The sequence below is a fragment of the Erwinia sp. OLFS4 genome, from assembly GCF_002752165.1.
Taxonomy (GTDB): domain Bacteria; phylum Pseudomonadota; class Gammaproteobacteria; order Enterobacterales; family Enterobacteriaceae; genus Izhakiella.
This window is the reverse complement of the sequence record NZ_MOMB01000045.1, coordinates 23,847-41,119: the sequence shown is the minus strand read 5'-3', so window position 1 is coordinate 41,119 and position 17,273 is coordinate 23,847. Positions and strand designations below refer to the sequence as shown.

Sequence of the window (17,273 nt, the reverse complement as noted above, 5' to 3'; positions counted from 1 at the left end):
TCTTGTTATCAGCCAAAACCCACAACCTGCCCCGGATCGCCGGCAGTGGTCAGTGGTGGAAAGTGAGGTCCGCGCTGACCGGAAAGCCCACGGTTAACCGGCGTAGTCAATTCAGGCTCTGCGCATCCAATTAACTGATTGTCTTTGATCCAGGCGAGGTCGCTGCCATACAGCTGGCTCATCAGTGCCTGCCTGAGCCTGTCGACGACCGCAGCCAGCTCTGGATGCTGGCTAAGATTGTCTGATTCGTCAGGATCATCTTGCAGATCGAACAATTGAAAATGGTTACCGGCGGGATACCAGATAAGTTTGTAACGGCCGTCGGTGATCATCCGCGTGGCGGCGGCGCCTTCAAGAGATTCACAGTAAAGCGTTTGCCGGCGCGTCTCTCCGACCATAGACAGACCGTCGCAGCTCGCCGGTACCGGAATATCACACAGGGAGAGCAGCGTTGGCATAATATCCTGCAGGCCGACCAGCCGCTTATCCACCGAGCCTGGGGTGATACAGCGCGAATGCGCACGGTCGACAACCACCATCGGTATCTGCGCAGAGCTCTGATAAAAATAACGTTTTGCATACATCCCATGATCACCCAGCATATCACCGTGATCGCTGGTGAAGACCATAATGGTATCGTCGAGAATCCCCTCTTCACGTAACGCACCTATCAGCAGCCGTATCTGATGATCAATGTGGGTACATTGGGCATAGAACGCCCGCCGCATATCGGCATATTGTTCCGGGGTAAGGCTGGGCCATAGATTCTGGTTCTTTTTCACGGCGTAAGGCACAACCCCGGCCTGCGACCAGGCGCTCTGCCTGGGCATGTCCATCTTGCGCTGCCGGTATCGTTCAAAATAACTTGCCAGCGGCGTAATTGGCGGATGCGGCTGGGTATAAGAGACATACCAGAATGCCGGACGAGTCGGATCGCGACGGCGGATATTTTTTGCGGCAGTTTCGGTAATCCAGTTGGTAACGTGCAATCGTTCGTCCAGATGCCAGTTACGCCAGCTATAGTCATTATTACTCATGCCATGCATAAACTGTTTACCCGCCTGCCCCTGCTCTGCCAGAAAAATTTCATAATCATCCACCCCGCCAAGCTGGCTACGCCCCTCCTCGGCGGTAAAGGCTTCCTGAAAACCAATTCTGTCGCGGGTTGGATATACGTGCAGTTTGCCGGTTGCCGAGGTCTGATAACCGGCGTTGACAAAGGTCTGCGCCAGGGTTGGCAGCGCTGGCATTGGCAATGCCGGCTGGAAAACGCGATCGCCGTGAGTTTTCGGCGTGGTGCCGGTCATGATGGTGCGCCGGGCGGGAATACATACCGGGCATTCCGCATAAGCATTGGGAAAATGTACGCCGCAACGCGCCAGGTTATCAATTGTCGGGGTTTCAATGACGTCATGACCAGCAAAACCAAACAGGTAGCCAGGCCATTGATCGACGGTAATAAAAAGCACATTGGGGGGCGCCAGAGGCGCGGATTGCTGAGAATCTGCCATAGTTTTCCTGCCTGTCGCGAAACATTAAGACGTCCGCCATCCGGCAAAGAGGCCGTGACGGAAAAAACGTGCGTTTAAACAGAATATGTAATAAAAAGCATGCTACAAATTAATGTTAATAATAAGTTGCATCTAATTTACTGGTGGATCACATTTATGGATCAAAAAAGCCTGACCGCGTTTCTGGTACTGGCTGAAGAGCTACAGTTCAGTCGCGCAGCGCAGCGTCTTGGCGTGACGCAGTCAGCGCTTAGCCAGCAAATTATCCGACTGGAAAAAGAAATAGGAGTGGAATTATTTGAACGTACGCGACGCAGCGTCCGGCTGTCGGATTGTGGTCAGCTATTTTTAGTCGATGCGCGTAACGTCATTTTGCAAATTGAAAAGGCGACAGAAACCGCGCGACGAGCCGCAAAAGGCCTGCTGGGCAAGATGACCATCGCCTATGTTGACGCCGCCCCGTTCAGCCTGCTTTCACCCATGCTGATGGCTTATCAAAAAGCCTTTCCCGACGTCAAACTGGTGCTACAGGATATGACCTCAGCCGAACAGTTTGAGGCTTTACAGGAAGGTAAAATTGATATTGGTCTGTTACGGCCCCTGTATGAGATGGAAAATATTCACACGGCCACCCTGCTGCGCGAACCTTATGTCGTCGCCATGCACAAAGAACATCCGCTGGCAGAGCTGGAAGCGCTGGATATACGACTACTTATCCGTGAGAAATTTTTGTTTACCCGCCAGGAAAAAGCCAAATACATCAACCAGAATTTCGACCCGCTATTTAAACACCATGGCATGACGCCGGATATCGTGCAGGAAGTTAACCAGCTTCATGCCCTGTTAAGCCTGATTGGCGCCGGCATGGGCATTGCCTTCCTGCCGCTGTCGGTGGCGGCCAACAACAATCACAACGTGGTCTACCGCCGGCTGACCGCTACCCGTATTCCTCAGGCCGAGCTGCGCATCGCCTGGCGGGAAACTGCCAATGAAAAACTGGTGGGACAGTTTGTCCGGGTAGCAAAACAGGTTAGCCATGACTGGCCGGTCTTCCGCTAGCCGTCGGACGAGCGGCCTGCTGCACGACATAGCGACGTCAGATAAAGGTTTTTGCCTTCTGGATCAGGCTGGTTTTGCTAATGACCCCAAGATATTTACGCTCGCTGGCATTATTCAGGACCGGCAGCCGCTCCAGTGAGATCTGTGAAAAGGTATCCCATCCCTGACGAATCGTCTGGAATTGGTAAATCACCGGGAAACCGCTATCCATTACCTCACTGACCGGAGAATCCAGCGTCAGGGTCTTGTCCAGTACCTGATGAGAAATATCATGTACCGAAACCGCACCGAGAAAAGCACCCTGTTGATCAATGACGTAAACAAAACGATCGCGTTTAATCGAGCTGACTGCCAGCGCCTTGCCAACGGAGTCCTGCGGGTGAAGAGCCGCACCAGAAACAATGTACTGCGCAATAATGCTGTTATCAAAGTCAAACCAGGCATCGGCCCGGCTGAGGTGTTCAGTGACCAACGGATAGGTGCTGGCAGACTGCAGCCGGTAAACCGTCATTGCCGCCAGACAGCAAGCAATCATTGAAGGAAACAGCAGGCTGCTATTAAAGGTCATTTCCAGCACCATTAGCATAGCCATCAGCGGCGCCTGGCTGACGGCAGCCAGTACCGCTCCCATACCGATCGCCGCAAACGCCAGGCTGTTATTAACAGGCATGCCCGCCAGATTAGCAAACAACGCAACGATGCTGCCGGTCAGAGCGCCCAGCAGCAATGAAGGGGTAAACAGGCCGCCTACCGCCCCGGAACCAACAGATAGCGCTGTCGCAACCAGCTTCAGAGCAAATAAAACCAGCAGCATTTGCAGAATTAATTCACCCGACATAATGCGCACAATGACTTCATAGCCGTTGCCGAGAATATCGGTTGAACCTATAGCCAGCACGCCAACCGCCAGACCGCCGAGGCCAAGACGTAACGGCAGGTTTTTCACCCGGGCAAACTGGCGCTTACTTAATGCAATGAGCCGGATGATAAGCCAGCCGGTCAGGCCGGAGACCAGCCCGACCACCAGCGTCAACAGAATGCTGCTGAAACTGATGGTAAACTGGACGGCAGAAAGCGGATAAAGTGCAGAAGTGTTACCCAGCATCCACATAGTCAGCACCGCCACGCCGGCGGAAACCACCAGCGGGATCAGCCGCTGCAGTGCGGAGATCCCATAGGCAATCTCCGCCACAAAAATGGCCGATGCCAGCGGCGCATGATAAACCGACGCCAGACCGGCGGCGGCGGCCATTGCAACCACATCACTGTTTTGTAGCTTTAGGGGCCGCTGAATAAACCGGGCCGCCAGGCTACCGGCCAGTGCTGCCAGCTGAACCATCGGTCCCTCTTTACCAATAGAGGCGCCGCTGCTGATGCTGAACAAAGAAGAAAGCGCCCGGTACAGCGAAGTCCGGGTCGGCACCGCCTCAAGACGGGCGTTAATCACTTCGAGATAATCGGTGCGCACATGCTGCTGCTGTTCCATCCGGGAGGCATAGTGCAGGAAAATACCGGCCAGAATGCCGCCAAAGCCAACAATCAGCGGCCAGCAAAACCATGGCCAGGCCGTCACCGCACGGGTAATATCATGGGCGGAACCAAATATCAGACGGGTTAGCAGTTCAATCAGCACGCGAAACAGTAACGTGGCCATGGCCCCGAGCATCCCGATGGGGATCGCGACCAGAATCGACGTCCAGTTAAGAATATGTCGGTTGTTTATGCTCATACTGCTTGCTTACCCTGGTAATGAAAATCCGCTGCAAAATAAATGAGAGAAAACCTTATACGCGGTATCAGGCCAGGCGTTCAATCTGGCCTGATACCGCGTATAAGGCCCCACAGCAACAACGATATCCGCAACCGGTCTTTTTCCCGTTTACCGCCAGTTGTCAACCCGTTGTGCCCGCTAAGAATCAGAGCTGATCACAGAATAATACAGAGAAAAGCGTTCCCTTTATGATCGTCATCATGCTGTTATTTGCGCAGTGATTGCGCCCGCTACCCGACGTGATACTCTGAAAATCCGATTAACCGTTACCGGAACAGGCTATGATCCGCTTTGCCATTGTAGGAACTAACTGGATTAGCCGCCAGTTTGTCGATGCTGCTCATGAAAGTGGTAAAATGAAGCTAACCGCCATCTATTCGCGTACGCTGGAACAGGCCCGCACCGTCAGCAACGATTACCCGGTCGAACACCTGTTTACCTCCCTGAATACGCTGGCACAGTCTGCCGATGTCGATGCGGTCTATATTGCCAGCCCCAACGCCTTGCACTGTGAACAGGCTCTGCTGTTTATGCGTCATGGTAAACATGTTATCTGCGAAAAACCGCTGGCGTCGAATCTGCATGAGGTGGAGGCGATGATTGCCTGTGCACGCAGCAACCAGGTGGTGCTGTTTGAAGCCTTTAAAACCGCCAGTCTGCCCAATTTTCATTTGCTGGTGCAGCAGCTAGCCCGGGTGGGTAAGCTACGTAAAGTGTTGTTTAACTATTGCCAGTACTCTTCACGTTATCAGCGCTATCTCGACGGTAAAAATCCCAATACGTTTAATCCGGCTTTTTCCAACGGCTCCATTATGGATATCGGTTATTACTGTCTGGCCAGCGCGGTCAGCCTGTGGGGAGAACCCTACCGGCTACAGGCACAGGCGTCGTTACTGGACAGTGGCGTCGACGCCCACGGAAGCGTTGTCATGAACTATGGCGACTTTGATGTCACTATTTTACATTCCAAAGTCAGTCAGAGCGCGTTACCCAGCGAAATTCAGGGCGAGGCAGGCAGCCTGGTCATTGACAGGTTACCAGAATGCCAGCGGCTGCAATTCATTCCCCGCGACGGCAAACAGTCGCAGGATCTGAGCCAGCCTCAGCATATCAATACTATGTTATATGAAGCCCAGACCTTCGCTGCCTTGGTGGACAATAATGAAGTGAACCATGCCGGCCTGGCAACGTCGCGTACCACCGCAGCGCTGCTCAGCGAAATCCGCCGCCAGACCGGCGTCAGATTTCCGGCTGACGATCGTCCGGCAGATATTATTGTATAAAGCGCTCTGAAAATCGTTGATATTCAGGCCAACAAACACTAAGGTCAGTGATAGCAAAGGGGAGTAACTCCCGACTGGTTCATCGTCATTACGAATGCTCAGGCTTCCGGTGACCAGGCAATCAACCGATTGTGAGTGAGACCTTGCCGGAAGGCGAGGTCATGCGTGAAAAGTGCGGCTGACGTCTTCTGACGTCAGCCGTTTTACTTTTTACGGAACAAACATATGAACACCATTGGTACACCACTGCTATGGGGTTGTTTTATCACTATCGTTGTTGTGATGCTGGCCGCAGATCTTTTTTTACAGCGTCGTAGCGATCGGGGCGCTATGTCGGTCAGGCAAGCGGCTATCTGGTCACTATTCTGGATTTCTCTTACCCTGCTATTTGCCGCTGCTTTCTGGTGGTATCTTGACGGCAATGCCGGCCGGCAGATTGCTAATTCGCAGCTCAGCGCCTTCCTCACCGGCTGGCTGCTTGAAAAGGCGCTGGCGGTGGATAACGTCTTTGTCTGGCTGATGTTATTTAGCTATTTCAATATTCCAGCCGGATTACAGCGACGGGTACTGGTATATGGCGTACTCGGCGCCATTGTGTTGCGTACTCTGATGATTTTTGCCGGCAGCTGGCTGGTCATGCAATTTCACTGGATTCTTTATCTGTTTGGTGCTTTTTTGCTGTTTACCGGGATCAAAATGGCGCTGACCAATCACGCTAACGCGCCGGCGGCGGGCAATACCGCGCTGATGCACTGGCTGAGGCAGCATCTGCGGGTGACCGACGAACTGCAGGGCGAAAAGTTTTTTATCCGCCGCAATGGCGTGCTGTTTACCACACCGCTGTTTCTGGCTTTAATCATGGTTGAACTGAGCGATGTCATCTTCGCGGTAGACAGCATCCCGGCAATTTTTGCCGTCACGACCGATCCCTTTATCGTGCTAACGTCAAATCTGTTTGCCATTCTGGGTCTGCGCGCGATGTACTTTTTACTGTCCGGCGTGGCGGACCGTTTCCCGATGCTCAAGTATGGTCTGGCACTGGTGCTGATTTTCATTGGTATAAAAATGCTGCTGCTGGAGGTTTATCCATTACCGGTGACGGTATCACTGAGCGTGATTGCGCTGATTCTGATGCTGACGCTATTGCTGAATTTGTTCGTCAACCGTTACCGCGACCGCCTACAACGCGGGCTGTGATAATCACAGAAATCCCGGTAAGCACCGGGATTTCTGCACGATCTCTGCATTTATCCCTGGTTTTATGCATAAAAATTAGCATTTCGCTCTTCCCTCATCATTTCATTTCCTTATACTTTCTCACGCAAACACAGGGTATCAGCTGCGCATTTGTGCCGACTAACCCGCATTATTCTCATAACAATTTGGTTCAGACATGCAAACAGATAACAAGGGACAACACTGGCGCCAGCGCCTGTTACAGGGAAGCCTGATTCAACAAATTTTGATTGGTTTAGCGGCCGGTATCGTACTCGCCATCGTCTCGAAACCGGCCGCCCATGCCGTTGGCATTTTAGGCACGCTGTTTGTCAGTGCGCTGAAAGGGGTCGCCCCGTTGCTGGTGTTAATGCTGGTTATGGCATCCATTGCCAGCCACCAGCCAGGACAAAAAACCAGCGTGCGTCACGTAGTGATTCTCTACCTGCTAAGCACCTTCTGTGCCGCCGTGGTGGCGGTAGTGATGAGCAATCTGATGCCTCAATATCTGATGCTAAAAAGCGTCAGTCAGCAGGTTACGCCGCCATCAGGCATTCTCGATGTCGTCCAGCGTTTGCTGATGAATATGGTAGTTAACCCGGTCAGCGCCCTGCTGGAGGCAAATTATATCGGTATTCTGGTCTGGGCGGTGGGCCTTGGCCTTGCTTTTCGCCACGCCAGTACCACTACCCGTACCGTACTGAAAGATGCCTCGCTGGCAGTAACCTGGCTGGTGCGGGTGGTTATCCGCTGTGCCCCGCTAGGCATTTTTGGCCTGGTGGCTTCGGTACTCGCTGACACCGGTTTTCATATTCTGTGGGGTTATGCCCATCTGCTGGCGCTTTTACTCGGCTGTATGTTGCTGATGGCGCTGGTGTGCAATCCCATTCTGGTTTACTGGAAAATTCGCCGCAATCCTTATCCGCTGGTGTTCACCTGCCTGCGTGAAAGCGGCGTAACCGCATTCTTCACCCGCAGTTCAGCGGCGAATATCCCGGTTAATCTGGCGCTGGCGAAAAAACTTAATCTGGACGAAGACACGTATTCCGTGTCTATTCCGCTGGGTGCCAATATCAGCATGGCCGGTGCCGCCATTACCATCACCACGCTAACGCTGGCGGCAGTCAACACGCTGGGAATTCATATCGATTTGCCCACGTCGATACTGCTGAGTGTGGTTGCCGCCGTGTGTGCCTGCGGTTGTTCCGGGATAGCCGGAGGCTCCCTGCTGCTGGTACCGGTCGCCTGCAATATGTTTGGAATTCCCAACGATATTGCCATGCAGGTTGTCGCCATTGGTTTTATTATCAGTGTGTTACAGGATTCATCAGAAACGGCACTGAATTCCTCAGCAGACATTCTGTTTACCGCTGCCGCCTGTCTGGGTGCAGAACGTAAACAGCAGCAGGCGGAAACCAGTCACTGAGTAGCTTACTGGCTGCCAGTAAAGGACCAGACAGACTGGCCAAAAGAATCGTGCTGAGAACTGCTCAGGCTATGCTGACAAATGGCCTGAGCAGTTCTGTCTAACTCAATCCTATACGAACAGAAAATAATCTGGCCATGCCGGCATCACAATGAAGAGCAACCGGCGGGCAAAATCAGCAGAAATTACATTTCCGCAGAAATTCCCCTGAAATTTCATCAAAATTCAGGCATTACTGGTATTTTTTCCCACAGAAAAGCCATCTGTTTTTTTTCTGACACCCTCGTGTCATTAATTCCGCTGACAACAAAAAGTACCGGAGATCGGTCTGCCATCGCCGCTGCAGATTTAACCATCAGAAAAAATAAGAATATTCTTTTTCAGAAAATCCCATCTTAGTTAAGAACCGGATTTAATCGGTTAAAAATGTTACTTTAGTTTTAAAAAAAAGCACATTTTCCTGAGCAAAAACGCAAGAAATGTCAGGCAGTGTAAAGCTCCTTTTCCCTCTGTTTATCAGAGGGTAAAAACAGAGAAACTGACAAAGCTTTCACTGTCGCACAGACCTGTAATTTGTTACAGTCAGACAGCTTTTTTTACTAATGTGTTCAGTAACCACACTGATTGCTTTTTTGCTTGATGATTGACATACAAATCGACCGGCTGACGACGGTACAGCAACAAATGCACAGCAACCGGTCCGATATGGTCGCGGAACACGCTGTCAGGAATGCCTATGATAGAAACTGTTAAATCTCTGTTTTATGCCTTGTGGCATCAGGATTTTGTAACACTGGCGAACCCATCGCTGGTTTGGGCAATCTATATTGTTTTATTTATTATTCTGTTCCTGGAAAATGGGTTACTGCCTGCTGCATTTCTTCCCGGAGATAGCCTGTTGATTCTGGTAGGCGTGCTGATTGCCAAAGGCACGCTCAGTTTTCCGCTTACGCTGTTTATCCTGACCACCGGTGCCAGCCTCGGCTGCTGGCTAGGCTATCTTCAGGGGCGCTGGCTGGGTAACTCCAGGCTGGTCCAGAAATGGCTGGCTCATCTGCCTGCACAATACCATCAGCGCGCCCATCATTTATTTCACCGCCACGGTCTTTCTGCTTTGCTGATCGCCCGGTTTATCGCCTTTGTACGCACCCTGCTGCCAACGCTTGCCGGCCTTTCCGGTCTGAGTAATGCACGCTTCCAGTTTTTCAACTGGGCAAGTGGTCTGTTATGGGTGCTAATTCTGACGTTGCTTGGCTTTGCACTGGGAAAAACCCCCTTCTTTCGTCGTTACGAAGACCAGTTAATGTTCGGGCTGATGTTATTACCGGTGATATTATTAATGGCGGGGTTAGGCGGTTCGCTGCTGATGATCTGGCGCAAAAAATGCGCCGAATCGCCGTCAAATGAGAAAGGAAACTCATAATGAATATGCTAAAAAGGCCCCATTTTATCCGCCTTAAATGGTGGCCGTGGTTGCTCATTGCGCTGTTTTTTATTTTTTCTATCAGTGCGTTACCTTATTTAATACCGGATGACAACGGCATACAGATTCGTGCCAGTAGCCAGGGCATCACGCTACCTGACGGCTTTTATCTTTATCAGAGCCTGAACGATCACGATATCCACATTAAAAGTATCACTCCCGAAGAAAATTCACTGGTCATTCGCTTTGACTCCACGGAACAAAGTGAGGCGGCCCAGCAGTTATTACATCAGCTACTGCCTGAAGGTTTTGAAATTCTCCCGCTGGAGATGTCAGTGTCAGAAAAGAAGAAAACCAGCCGGATGTCACACCACTGAGATTCAGGACAGAACGTTGAAGTTTTATTCCTTTTTTGTGGTTTGTTAAATTAATAGCTATGCTTTAACAAATTGAAAAAACGACATCCGGGGCAAATTATGCTGCGTTTTGTCGTCGTTATTACAAGGAATTCAGTCATGAGATTCACCATGATAATCGCAGCTTCAGTGATGATGCTTTCCGGTGTCGTACAGGCAGCTGACTCACTCTGCCAGCAAAAATCGGACGCTATCCAGCATGAAATTGAACTGGCAAAAAAACACAATAATCAGCGTCGGGTGAATGGCCTTGAACGGGCACTGACCGAAGCACAGTCAAATTGTAGCGATAAAAAACTCCGTGACGCTCACCAGGAAAAAATTGCCGCACAGCGTGCTAAAGTGAAAGAGCGCGAACATGAACTGGCTAAAGAGCGGGCGAAAGGCGACGATGCCGACAAGCTGGAAAAGCGACAACATAAACTGACTGAAGCTCGCAGCGAACTGAAAAAACTGGAATCTACCCCGTGGTAATCAGCTTCCGCTGCATTCGGATATGCTGACCTGTTAATCAAGGAGCGTTTTATGGCTAAAGATGTAACCTCAGAAAATCTGCGCGCTGAACTGAAAAATCTGGCGGATACCCTTGAAGAAGTGCTGAATAACTCAGCGGATAAATCTAAAAACGAACTGGAAAAGCTGCGTTCCAAAGCCCAGAGCGCGCTACAGGAAACCCGCGCCCGTCTGGGAGAGTCTGGCGAACGTCTGGCTCAAACCTCCCGTGAAGTGGCCGACCGTGCCGATGACTATGTGCGGGAAAATCCGTGGACCAGTGCCGGTATTGGTGCCGCCGTCGGCGTCCTTATTGGTATTCTGATTGCGCGCCGCTAACCATGACTGATTCACAGCAAAATCAGGGCCCCGGCAAAGGGGTCATCACCCTGGGCCAGCGGATTATCACCACACTGGTTGGCATTGTTGAAACGCGCGTACGCCTGGCGGTGGTTGAACTGGAAGAAGAAAAAGCCAATCTTATCCAGATGCTGATGATGATTGGCCTGACCATGCTGTTTACCGCTTTTGGCTTAATGAGCCTGATGGTACTGATTATCTGGGCCGTTGATGCGCAGTATCGCCTGATGGCCATTGCGATCACAACCGCGGTGCTGTTTCTTCTGGCACTGATATTTGGTCTGTGGACGCTGGCTAAATCGCGTAAATCCAGCTTATTACGCGCCACGCGTAAAGAGCTGGAAAACGATCGTCAGCTGCTGGAGAAAGAGTAATGAGCCGTCGTGAACGTGAACAGCGTAAGTCTGCTCTGCTACGACTTATTCAGCAACAGCGGCTGGATCTGAGCGCAGAATGCCGTGACTGGCAGAACGTCACCGCCCGTTACGATCGCAGCTGGCTGGCACTGATGTCTCTGCGCCGCTATATCGCTATCGGCAGCAGCCTGCTAGCGATCTGGTCAGTACGCCACCCACGTCGTATGGGCCGCTGGTTTAAACGTGGACTGGGTATCTGGAGTACCTGGCGCCTGATTCGCAGCGGTTTTCCTTCACGCTAATCCACCGTTGTGCCCGTTTCTGACGGGCACCATACATCAATTAATTTGACAAACTTCTGCAGTATAACTTGCTTACACTGCCTGCCCTCTCGCCTTTATTATCATCACCACACCAGCTTACTGACGCGCTAAGTCGTCAGGTGCTGCCTTCAACTGCTGGCCTGAAGTCAGCAGACATTCTGATAGATTGGGGTAGTAGATGAAAAAATTAGAAGATGCAGGCTTTACTGTAGCGCGAATCCTGATGTCCATTTTGTTTATCGTCGCCGGCTGGGGGAAAATTACCAGCTATACGCATACCCAGCAGTATATGGAACATATGGGCGTTCCGGGCATGTTACTCCCACTGACAATACTACTGGAATTCGGCGGTGGTCTGGCCATCCTGTTCGGTTTTCTCACCCGTACCACGGCAATTATCACCGCCATTTTCGCGGTCATAACTGCCCTGATTTTCCATATCGATTTCTCGGTGGCCGGCAACAATATCAACTTTATGAAAAACCTGGTGATCGCCGGAGCCTATCTGCTGCTGTTTTTCACCGGGCCTGGGGCATGGAGTATTGACCGCGCGTTAAATAAAAAATGGTAACCATGTGGACTATACTCTGCAGGTAACCTTCCGGCGCGGGCGCCGGAAGGTATTTTATTAAGACAAAGCAGGAGCGTGATGTGGGACAATTGATTGACGGCATCTGGCACGATACCTGGTACGACACCAAAGCGACCCACGGACGTTTCAAACGGACGGCAGCACATTTCCGTAACTGGATTACCCCGGAGGGTAACGCAGGTCCCAGCGGTGAAAGCGGATTTAAAGCGGAAAAACAGCGTTATCATTTGTATGTTTCCCTTGCCTGTCCCTGGGCACACCGCACGCTGCTGATGCGTCAGCTGAAAGGCCTTGAAAGACTGATTGATATATCCGTCGTTCACCCGTTGATGCTGGAAAACGGCTGGACTTTTGCCGACGATTTTCCAGGTGCAACCGGCGACCGCCTCTATCAGCATGAATTTCTCTATCAGCTCTATCTGCGTGCTGACCCCCACTACAGCGGTCGTGTCACGGTGCCGGTACTCTGGGATAAACAACGTCAGACTATTGTCAGTAACGAGTCGGCCGATATCATGCGTATGTTTAACAGTGCCTTCGATGCGCTGGGTGCCCGCGCCGGTGATTACTACCCCGTCGCGCGGCGGGCAGAAATTGATGAAATTAACGGCTGGGTTTATGACTCAGTGAATAATGGCGTGTACAAAAGTGGTTTTGCCACCAGCCAGCAGGCCTATGATGAAGCAGTGAATGCGCTGTTTATTTCGCTTGAACGGCTTGAACATATTCTTGGACAGCAGCGCTATCTTACCGGCAACAGCCTGACAGAAGCCGATTTACGCCTGTGGACCACCCTGATACGCTTTGATCCGGTTTACCTTACCCATTTTAAATGTGATAAAGCGCGTATCAGTGATTTTCTCAATCTCAATGCATTGCTGCGTGAAATCTATCAACTGCCTGGCGTTGCCGGAACGGTGGACCTCGATCATATCCGCCATCATTACTATCGCAGCCATAAAACCCTCAATCCCCATGGCATCATTTCCACCGGGCCGAAGTTTAACTGGCAGGAACCTCACGGACGGGATGACCGTTTTCCGCAGCACGATGCAGAGGGTAACAGAGGATAATCAGCCAGCTTATGTAGGTTATCATCGACTCACCTGATTCTGAGGGGGAGATCAGCCTGACTGACGACGGGACAATAACTTAGGGATCTCACGCAAGCACCATGACTTCGCTTCTCCCATGCTGTCGCGTCGCCAGGCCATAATAATATCCACCTCCCGGGTGTATTCCGGACTGACCACCCGAAGCCGTCCGTCAGCAATGTCCTGCTCTACCATCGGCCAGGGCATCGTGGCAACACCTAATCCCTGTAACAAAGCACGCCGTTTATCGTCCATGCTGCTGACCGTCAGCCGTTGCTGCTTATCCAGCAGCTGAACGGTAAGCACCGGTCGTTCACGCGCGGTATCTGCTACCGCGATACCGCGATATTTCACCCGCGTCACCTCAGAAAGCGGTTCTGGCTCGTGATGAATCGGGTGATCGGCGCTGGCAACATAAACGCTCATCATACTAAACAGCTTACGTGTATTAATCTCTGACGAGGCACGGAAGTGAAGATCCGGTGCAATAACTATATCTGCCCGGCCCTGTTCCAGACGCTCCCAGGCACCGGCTAACACCTCAGTCATCAGGGATATTTGCGTACTGGATCGGCTGGCCAGCTTCTCCACCAGTGGAAATAACCGCTCGGTCGATACCAGCGCTTCAACCACAATGGTCAGGTGTGTTTCCCAGCCCCGCGCCAGCGCTTCGGCATCCGTCGTCAGCTTGTCCGCCGCCTCCAGCAATACCCGACCACGTTCCAGCAGCATTCTGCCAACATTAGTAAAGCGAGTCCGGTGACCGGAACGGTCAAACAGCACCACATCCAGCTCTTCCTCCAGCTTTTGCATGGTGTAACTCAGCGCAGAGGGGACCCTTCCCAGCTCATCAGCCGCCGCGGCAAAGCTACCCCGCCGGTCGATAGCATCCATGACACGTAACGCTTCCAGGGTCAGCGCCCGATCTTTTGCCATCACAGTTATCTCTGTCAGGAAATTTGAATATACCGAGCAGATTAACTGGCTAACATTCCAACGTCCAGAAACTTACCATGGAAATATTCATTAACGTACGAAAGCCTGCAGCCCGCGGGAGGATATTATGATTACCGGTCGTGCAGCGAGCGAATGCGGAAAGGCCGATTACGGCTGGTTGCAGGCACGCTACACTTTTTCTTTTGGACACTACTTTGACCCTAAATTACTGGGCTACGCGTCATTACGCGTCCTTAATCAGGAAGTGCTGGCACCAGGGGCATCATTTCAACCACGCACCTATCCTAACGTTGATGTATTGAATATCATTTTGCAGGGAGAAGCAGAGTACCGCGACAGTGAAGGTAACCATTGCGTCGCACAGACTGGCGAGGCGTTGCTGCTGGCAACACAACCCGGTGTCAGCTACAGTGAGCATAACCTCGATCCAAGCACGCCATTAACCCGTATGCAGCTGTGGCTTGACGCCTGCCCGCAGCGGGAAAATAAACGGATTCAGCGCATCAGTACCCAGACGACCCCTTGCTTTTTGTTAGCATCACCGGACGGTGAAAACGGCAGCCTGCAACTACGCCAACAAGTCTGGATCCATCATCTGACCCTGGCAAAAGGTCAGCAACACCGAATCAGCCTGCGCGGACCACGAGCCTATCTGCAATCGATTCACGGCGCATTACGGGTACAGACGGCAGCAAACCATAGCCAGCCACTGCGCTGCGGAGATGGGGCTTTTATTGGTGAAGAGAGCCAGATTGAATTACTGGCAGACACGCCCGGCCAGATGCTGATTGTCGATCTGCCGCTCTGATCTCACCAATGGTTATTCTGTTAATTATTTATTAATGCAATAATATAAGCCGCCGCCGCAAGATATTAACCGCTCAGCAAATAAGTTGACTTATCTCAGGTTATTTCGAGAAAAATAGAGTCAGGTAACATTTTTTTCAGGAAAAATTAAAAAATCGTGGTTTTTTATAGGCAAAACGATTAAAATGCACGCCTGTCAATAGGAATGTGTTGCAGAAAATGAAAAAAATAAATAAATTATTAACAACTTTCATGATAGCTGTTAGCGTTTTATCTGTTTTTTTATGTAAAAACGAAGTTGAATTCTATCTGAAAGAAAGTAAACAGGTCATCCGCCCGCTATGCCAGCAGTTCTATGAATATGAACACTACGATCTGCCGGCCAGCCCACAGCCAGCGGTAGCACAGACATTACCGGCATAAAGACGGCCGGGTACCCGTGCCCATCATTTACTGACGAATTGCCCGGCCCTGCCTTCATTATAATTATCACTATATCAACTGCATCAGCCGAAATTGAATATCGCTATTTACCGGAAACGGTATTTTTAATTAAATGTAACCAGTTGGTTAATTAAATGAAAAGGCGCAATACTTTTGCGCCTTTGATAAGAGAAACAACGCTATCAGTGGTAAAAAATATCGCCAGCTTTCGCCCGCAGAATTTTACCTTCTGCATCACTGATCAGCACGTAATTGCCCCCCATATAAGTCCAGTGACTATCTGATTGCGGTGCAGGCAGATGGCGGACTTTATAATCCTTGATGTAGTATGGTTTGCTGCGATACAGGTCAGGGACAATATCGCCGATGGTGAATTTTTTATAATCGGCAAAGAAAGTTTTGACCTCAAAATTATTCTGAGGCCCAGGCACTTCCTCAGTACTGGCACCCGGCATAGCACCATTTTGCTCCTGCACATTATAGGGTCCCGGGTGCGCGCTTTTCGCCGCCGGTGCCTGCTCAGCCGCAGACGCGGTGTTATCCTGCTGACTGGTCTCAGCGGGTGGCTGATCTGTCGCCGTCATCTGCTGTCCATCGTTTTGTTCATTGTTGTGCCGGGCACAGGACGCTAACGGCAGGACTACAGAAAAAATCAGCGCAGTGAATAACGCCCTTTGTGTTTTATGCATAAATTCTCCCATCACTGACGGCTCTCACGCCGTACCACAACTCATTGAGACAGACAGTTATAGCCGCAACCGCCCCTCCATGACCAGATTTATTCCGCCTGAAAGTACGCAACCGTGTTATCAGACAGGGTTAAGCGGTTTTTTCAGAGGACGCTGAGTTGTGCCGTCACCCCGGTAAAAAGCCTTTACTGGCTGATTACCGCGCAGAATATGCGTTAAAACAGCACAAAAATAAAGCCAATTATGGCTTAACATCAGCCAGATAACCTATATTATCTATCTGTATCCTCTAGTTTAAAAAGGTTATCCGGTGAAGAAAATAGCGATGTTAGTACCCTGTATTCTGATAACCGCCTGCCAGGAACATCGGGCCATACCACCAGAGCGGGCAAAGGCTGACATCGTCAATAATACGCTGTGCGTTAAAGTTACCCCGCAGGGCGATGAGAAAGTGCGCAGCCTGTTTATCTATGAAGGCAATAATACTGCGGGGGGGCTGATGAAAGAGTTTTACCCACAGCTGCAGGTTAGCAGCAATGACTGCCTGCCCGCCCCTGCGTATCCTTATCAGGCCGGTAAAACCTACAGCTGGAAAATCGATATGCAGTCAGCACAAAAACCCGGGAAAGACGACTATTCCGCCAACCGGATTGTCACCGCCCGTTTTATCTGGCAGCAGCAGGGCATGACCCGCTCGCTGACCCAGCTAACGCCATAGTGTTCAGGCATACCACCGTTTGCGGCGACAGCCGCAAAATGGCCGGTCTGCTGAAATAAAGACCCTGGCTGTAATTAAGCAATATTACTCAGACGCGTACAGCTGACACGCCAGACATTAATAAAAAAAATTTAAAAAATATCGCCTTCAGCGGCGTTATTTTATTTGTACTCATGTCGCCTGGCCTGCTAACCAGTAACCACGCCGGCATCCTATGACACATATAATGAAATAATCGATATATTGTTGTTATACACTGGTCTCGCTATACCAGATTACAGCCAGAAAAGTTAGCTGATGGATTCAGTTAACACAAGGAAGTTATTGATTAATATAA

At 50.9% G+C, this 17,273-nt stretch carries 19 protein-coding genes; 15 read left to right on the top strand and 4 right to left on the bottom strand.

The genetic code is table 11. The features are described from left to right. Window positions 1-8 precede the first annotated feature (8 nt). On the bottom strand, window positions 9-1,511 hold the full coding sequence (locus tag BL249_RS06960; protein ID WP_099705933.1) for a sulfatase-like hydrolase/transferase: 1,503 nt from the start codon (window positions 1,509-1,511) through the stop codon (window positions 9-11). Window positions 1,512-1,667: 156 nt separating this feature from the next. On the opposite strand from BL249_RS06960, the gene BL249_RS06955 reads away from it, so the two are divergent. Beyond that, a complete protein-coding gene (locus BL249_RS06955) occupies window positions 1,668-2,570 on the top strand; it encodes a LysR substrate-binding domain-containing protein (protein ID WP_099740116.1) in 903 nt (300 codons plus the stop codon). 37 nt (window positions 2,571-2,607) lie between these two features. On the opposite strand, the gene BL249_RS06950 is transcribed toward BL249_RS06955, so the two are convergent. After that, complete coding sequence (locus BL249_RS06950; RefSeq protein WP_099705931.1) at window positions 2,608-4,299, bottom strand: chloride channel protein; 1,692 nt, start codon at window positions 4,297-4,299, stop codon at window positions 2,608-2,610. 323 nt (window positions 4,300-4,622) lie between these two features. Between BL249_RS06950 and BL249_RS06945 the strand changes: the two genes are divergently transcribed. From BL249_RS06945 to BL249_RS06895, 11 genes are all read left to right on the top strand, one after another. Next, complete coding sequence (locus BL249_RS06945) at window positions 4,623-5,624, top strand: Gfo/Idh/MocA family protein (protein ID WP_099705930.1); 1,002 nt, start codon at window positions 4,623-4,625, stop codon at window positions 5,622-5,624. Window positions 5,625-5,849: 225 nt separating this feature from the next. Beyond that, complete coding sequence (locus BL249_RS06940) at window positions 5,850-6,821, top strand: TerC family protein (RefSeq protein WP_099705929.1); 972 nt, start codon at window positions 5,850-5,852, stop codon at window positions 6,819-6,821. A gap of 196 nt (window positions 6,822-7,017) precedes the next feature. Further along, window positions 7,018-8,265: a serine/threonine transporter SstT gene (gene sstT / locus BL249_RS06935; RefSeq protein ID WP_099705928.1), complete on the top strand. Its 1,248-nt coding sequence runs from the start codon at window positions 7,018-7,020 to the stop codon at window positions 8,263-8,265. Between the two features lie 736 nt (window positions 8,266-9,001). Then, the gene (locus BL249_RS06930; RefSeq protein ID WP_199073444.1) at window positions 9,002-9,688 is read left to right on the top strand and encodes a DedA family protein; all 687 of its coding nucleotides are present in this window, start codon (window positions 9,002-9,004) and stop codon (window positions 9,686-9,688) included. Continuing rightward, the gene (mzrA, locus tag BL249_RS06925; protein WP_241898855.1) at window positions 9,688-10,065 is read left to right on the top strand and encodes an EnvZ/OmpR regulon moderator MzrA; all 378 of its coding nucleotides are present in this window, start codon (window positions 9,688-9,690) and stop codon (window positions 10,063-10,065) included. Before BL249_RS06930 ends, mzrA begins: the two co-directional genes overlap by 1 nt. 138 nt (window positions 10,066-10,203) lie before the next feature. Beyond that, window positions 10,204-10,578, top strand: a complete 375-nt coding sequence (locus tag BL249_RS06920; protein ID WP_099705927.1) for a DUF1090 domain-containing protein — start codon at window positions 10,204-10,206, stop codon at window positions 10,576-10,578. Between the two features lie 51 nt (window positions 10,579-10,629). Then, entirely contained in the window at window positions 10,630-10,935 is a 306-nt protein-coding gene (locus BL249_RS06915) for a DUF883 family protein (RefSeq protein ID WP_099705926.1), read from the top strand. Between the two features lie 2 nt (window positions 10,936-10,937). Next, window positions 10,938-11,330, top strand: coding sequence for a phage holin family protein (locus BL249_RS06910; protein WP_099705925.1), 393 nt, complete (start codon window positions 10,938-10,940; stop codon window positions 11,328-11,330). Next, window positions 11,330-11,614, top strand: coding sequence for a YqjK-like family protein (locus BL249_RS06905; protein WP_099705924.1), 285 nt, complete (start codon window positions 11,330-11,332; stop codon window positions 11,612-11,614). Before BL249_RS06910 ends, BL249_RS06905 begins: the two co-directional genes overlap by 1 nt. Before the next feature lie 199 nt (window positions 11,615-11,813). Then, window positions 11,814-12,206: a DoxX family protein gene (locus BL249_RS06900; protein ID WP_099705923.1), complete on the top strand. Its 393-nt coding sequence runs from the start codon at window positions 11,814-11,816 to the stop codon at window positions 12,204-12,206. 80 nt (window positions 12,207-12,286) lie between these two features. Then, complete coding sequence (locus BL249_RS06895; protein ID WP_099705922.1) at window positions 12,287-13,300, top strand: glutathione S-transferase family protein; 1,014 nt, start codon at window positions 12,287-12,289, stop codon at window positions 13,298-13,300. Between the two features lie 51 nt (window positions 13,301-13,351). Here the strand turns inward: BL249_RS06895 and BL249_RS06890 are convergent, their stop codons facing one another. Further along, the gene (locus BL249_RS06890) at window positions 13,352-14,257 is read right to left on the bottom strand and encodes a LysR family transcriptional regulator (protein WP_099705921.1); all 906 of its coding nucleotides are present in this window, start codon (window positions 14,255-14,257) and stop codon (window positions 13,352-13,354) included. A gap of 127 nt (window positions 14,258-14,384) precedes the next feature. Between BL249_RS06890 and BL249_RS06885 the strand changes: the two genes are divergently transcribed. Further along, entirely contained in the window at window positions 14,385-15,086 is a 702-nt protein-coding gene (locus BL249_RS06885; protein ID WP_099705920.1) for a pirin family protein, read from the top strand. Between the two features lie 218 nt (window positions 15,087-15,304). Beyond that, on the top strand, window positions 15,305-15,508 hold the full coding sequence (locus BL249_RS06880) for a hypothetical protein (protein ID WP_099705919.1): 204 nt from the start codon (window positions 15,305-15,307) through the stop codon (window positions 15,506-15,508). A gap of 203 nt (window positions 15,509-15,711) precedes the next feature. On the opposite strand, the gene BL249_RS19225 is transcribed toward BL249_RS06880, so the two are convergent. Next, window positions 15,712-16,218, bottom strand: coding sequence for an RcnB family protein (locus tag BL249_RS19225; protein WP_241898854.1), 507 nt, complete (start codon window positions 16,216-16,218; stop codon window positions 15,712-15,714). A gap of 310 nt (window positions 16,219-16,528) precedes the next feature. Between BL249_RS19225 and BL249_RS06870 the strand changes: the two genes are divergently transcribed. Then, window positions 16,529-16,936 carry a putative T6SS immunity periplasmic lipoprotein gene (locus BL249_RS06870; protein WP_143354791.1) on the top strand — a complete coding sequence of 136 codons (408 nt, stop codon included), beginning with the start codon at window positions 16,529-16,531 and terminating at the stop codon, window positions 16,934-16,936. Window positions 16,937-17,273: the final 337 nt, after the last annotated feature.

What these genes read in the sequence shown, in the direction of transcription:
- BL249_RS06910 (WP_099705925.1), top strand. Translation starts at nt 10,938, where the DNA reads ATGACTGATTCACAGCAAAATCAGGGCCCCGGCAAAGGGGTCATCACC.
- BL249_RS19225 (WP_241898854.1), bottom strand. Translation starts at nt 16,218, where the DNA reads ATGCATAAAACACAAAGGGCGTTATTCACTGCGCTGATTTTTTCTGTA.
- BL249_RS06955 (WP_099740116.1), top strand. Translation starts at nt 1,668, where the DNA reads ATGGATCAAAAAAGCCTGACCGCGTTTCTGGTACTGGCTGAAGAGCTA.
- BL249_RS06920 (WP_099705927.1), top strand. Translation starts at nt 10,204, where the DNA reads ATGAGATTCACCATGATAATCGCAGCTTCAGTGATGATGCTTTCCGGT.
- BL249_RS06940 (WP_099705929.1), top strand. Translation starts at nt 5,850, where the DNA reads ATGAACACCATTGGTACACCACTGCTATGGGGTTGTTTTATCACTATC.
- BL249_RS06885 (WP_099705920.1), top strand. Translation starts at nt 14,385, where the DNA reads ATGATTACCGGTCGTGCAGCGAGCGAATGCGGAAAGGCCGATTACGGC.
- BL249_RS06890 (WP_099705921.1), bottom strand. Translation starts at nt 14,257, where the DNA reads ATGGCAAAAGATCGGGCGCTGACCCTGGAAGCGTTACGTGTCATGGAT.
- BL249_RS06880 (WP_099705919.1), top strand. Translation starts at nt 15,305, where the DNA reads ATGAAAAAAATAAATAAATTATTAACAACTTTCATGATAGCTGTTAGC.
- sstT (WP_099705928.1), top strand. Translation starts at nt 7,018, where the DNA reads ATGCAAACAGATAACAAGGGACAACACTGGCGCCAGCGCCTGTTACAG.
- BL249_RS06950 (WP_099705931.1), bottom strand. Translation starts at nt 4,299, where the DNA reads ATGAGCATAAACAACCGACATATTCTTAACTGGACGTCGATTCTGGTC.
- BL249_RS06945 (WP_099705930.1), top strand. Translation starts at nt 4,623, where the DNA reads ATGATCCGCTTTGCCATTGTAGGAACTAACTGGATTAGCCGCCAGTTT.
- BL249_RS06900 (WP_099705923.1), top strand. Translation starts at nt 11,814, where the DNA reads ATGAAAAAATTAGAAGATGCAGGCTTTACTGTAGCGCGAATCCTGATG.
- mzrA (WP_241898855.1), top strand. Translation starts at nt 9,688, where the DNA reads ATGAATATGCTAAAAAGGCCCCATTTTATCCGCCTTAAATGGTGGCCG.
- BL249_RS06930 (WP_199073444.1), top strand. Translation starts at nt 9,002, where the DNA reads ATGATAGAAACTGTTAAATCTCTGTTTTATGCCTTGTGGCATCAGGAT.
- BL249_RS06905 (WP_099705924.1), top strand. Translation starts at nt 11,330, where the DNA reads ATGAGCCGTCGTGAACGTGAACAGCGTAAGTCTGCTCTGCTACGACTT.
- BL249_RS06960 (WP_099705933.1), bottom strand. Translation starts at nt 1,511, where the DNA reads ATGGCAGATTCTCAGCAATCCGCGCCTCTGGCGCCCCCCAATGTGCTT.
- BL249_RS06915 (WP_099705926.1), top strand. Translation starts at nt 10,630, where the DNA reads ATGGCTAAAGATGTAACCTCAGAAAATCTGCGCGCTGAACTGAAAAAT.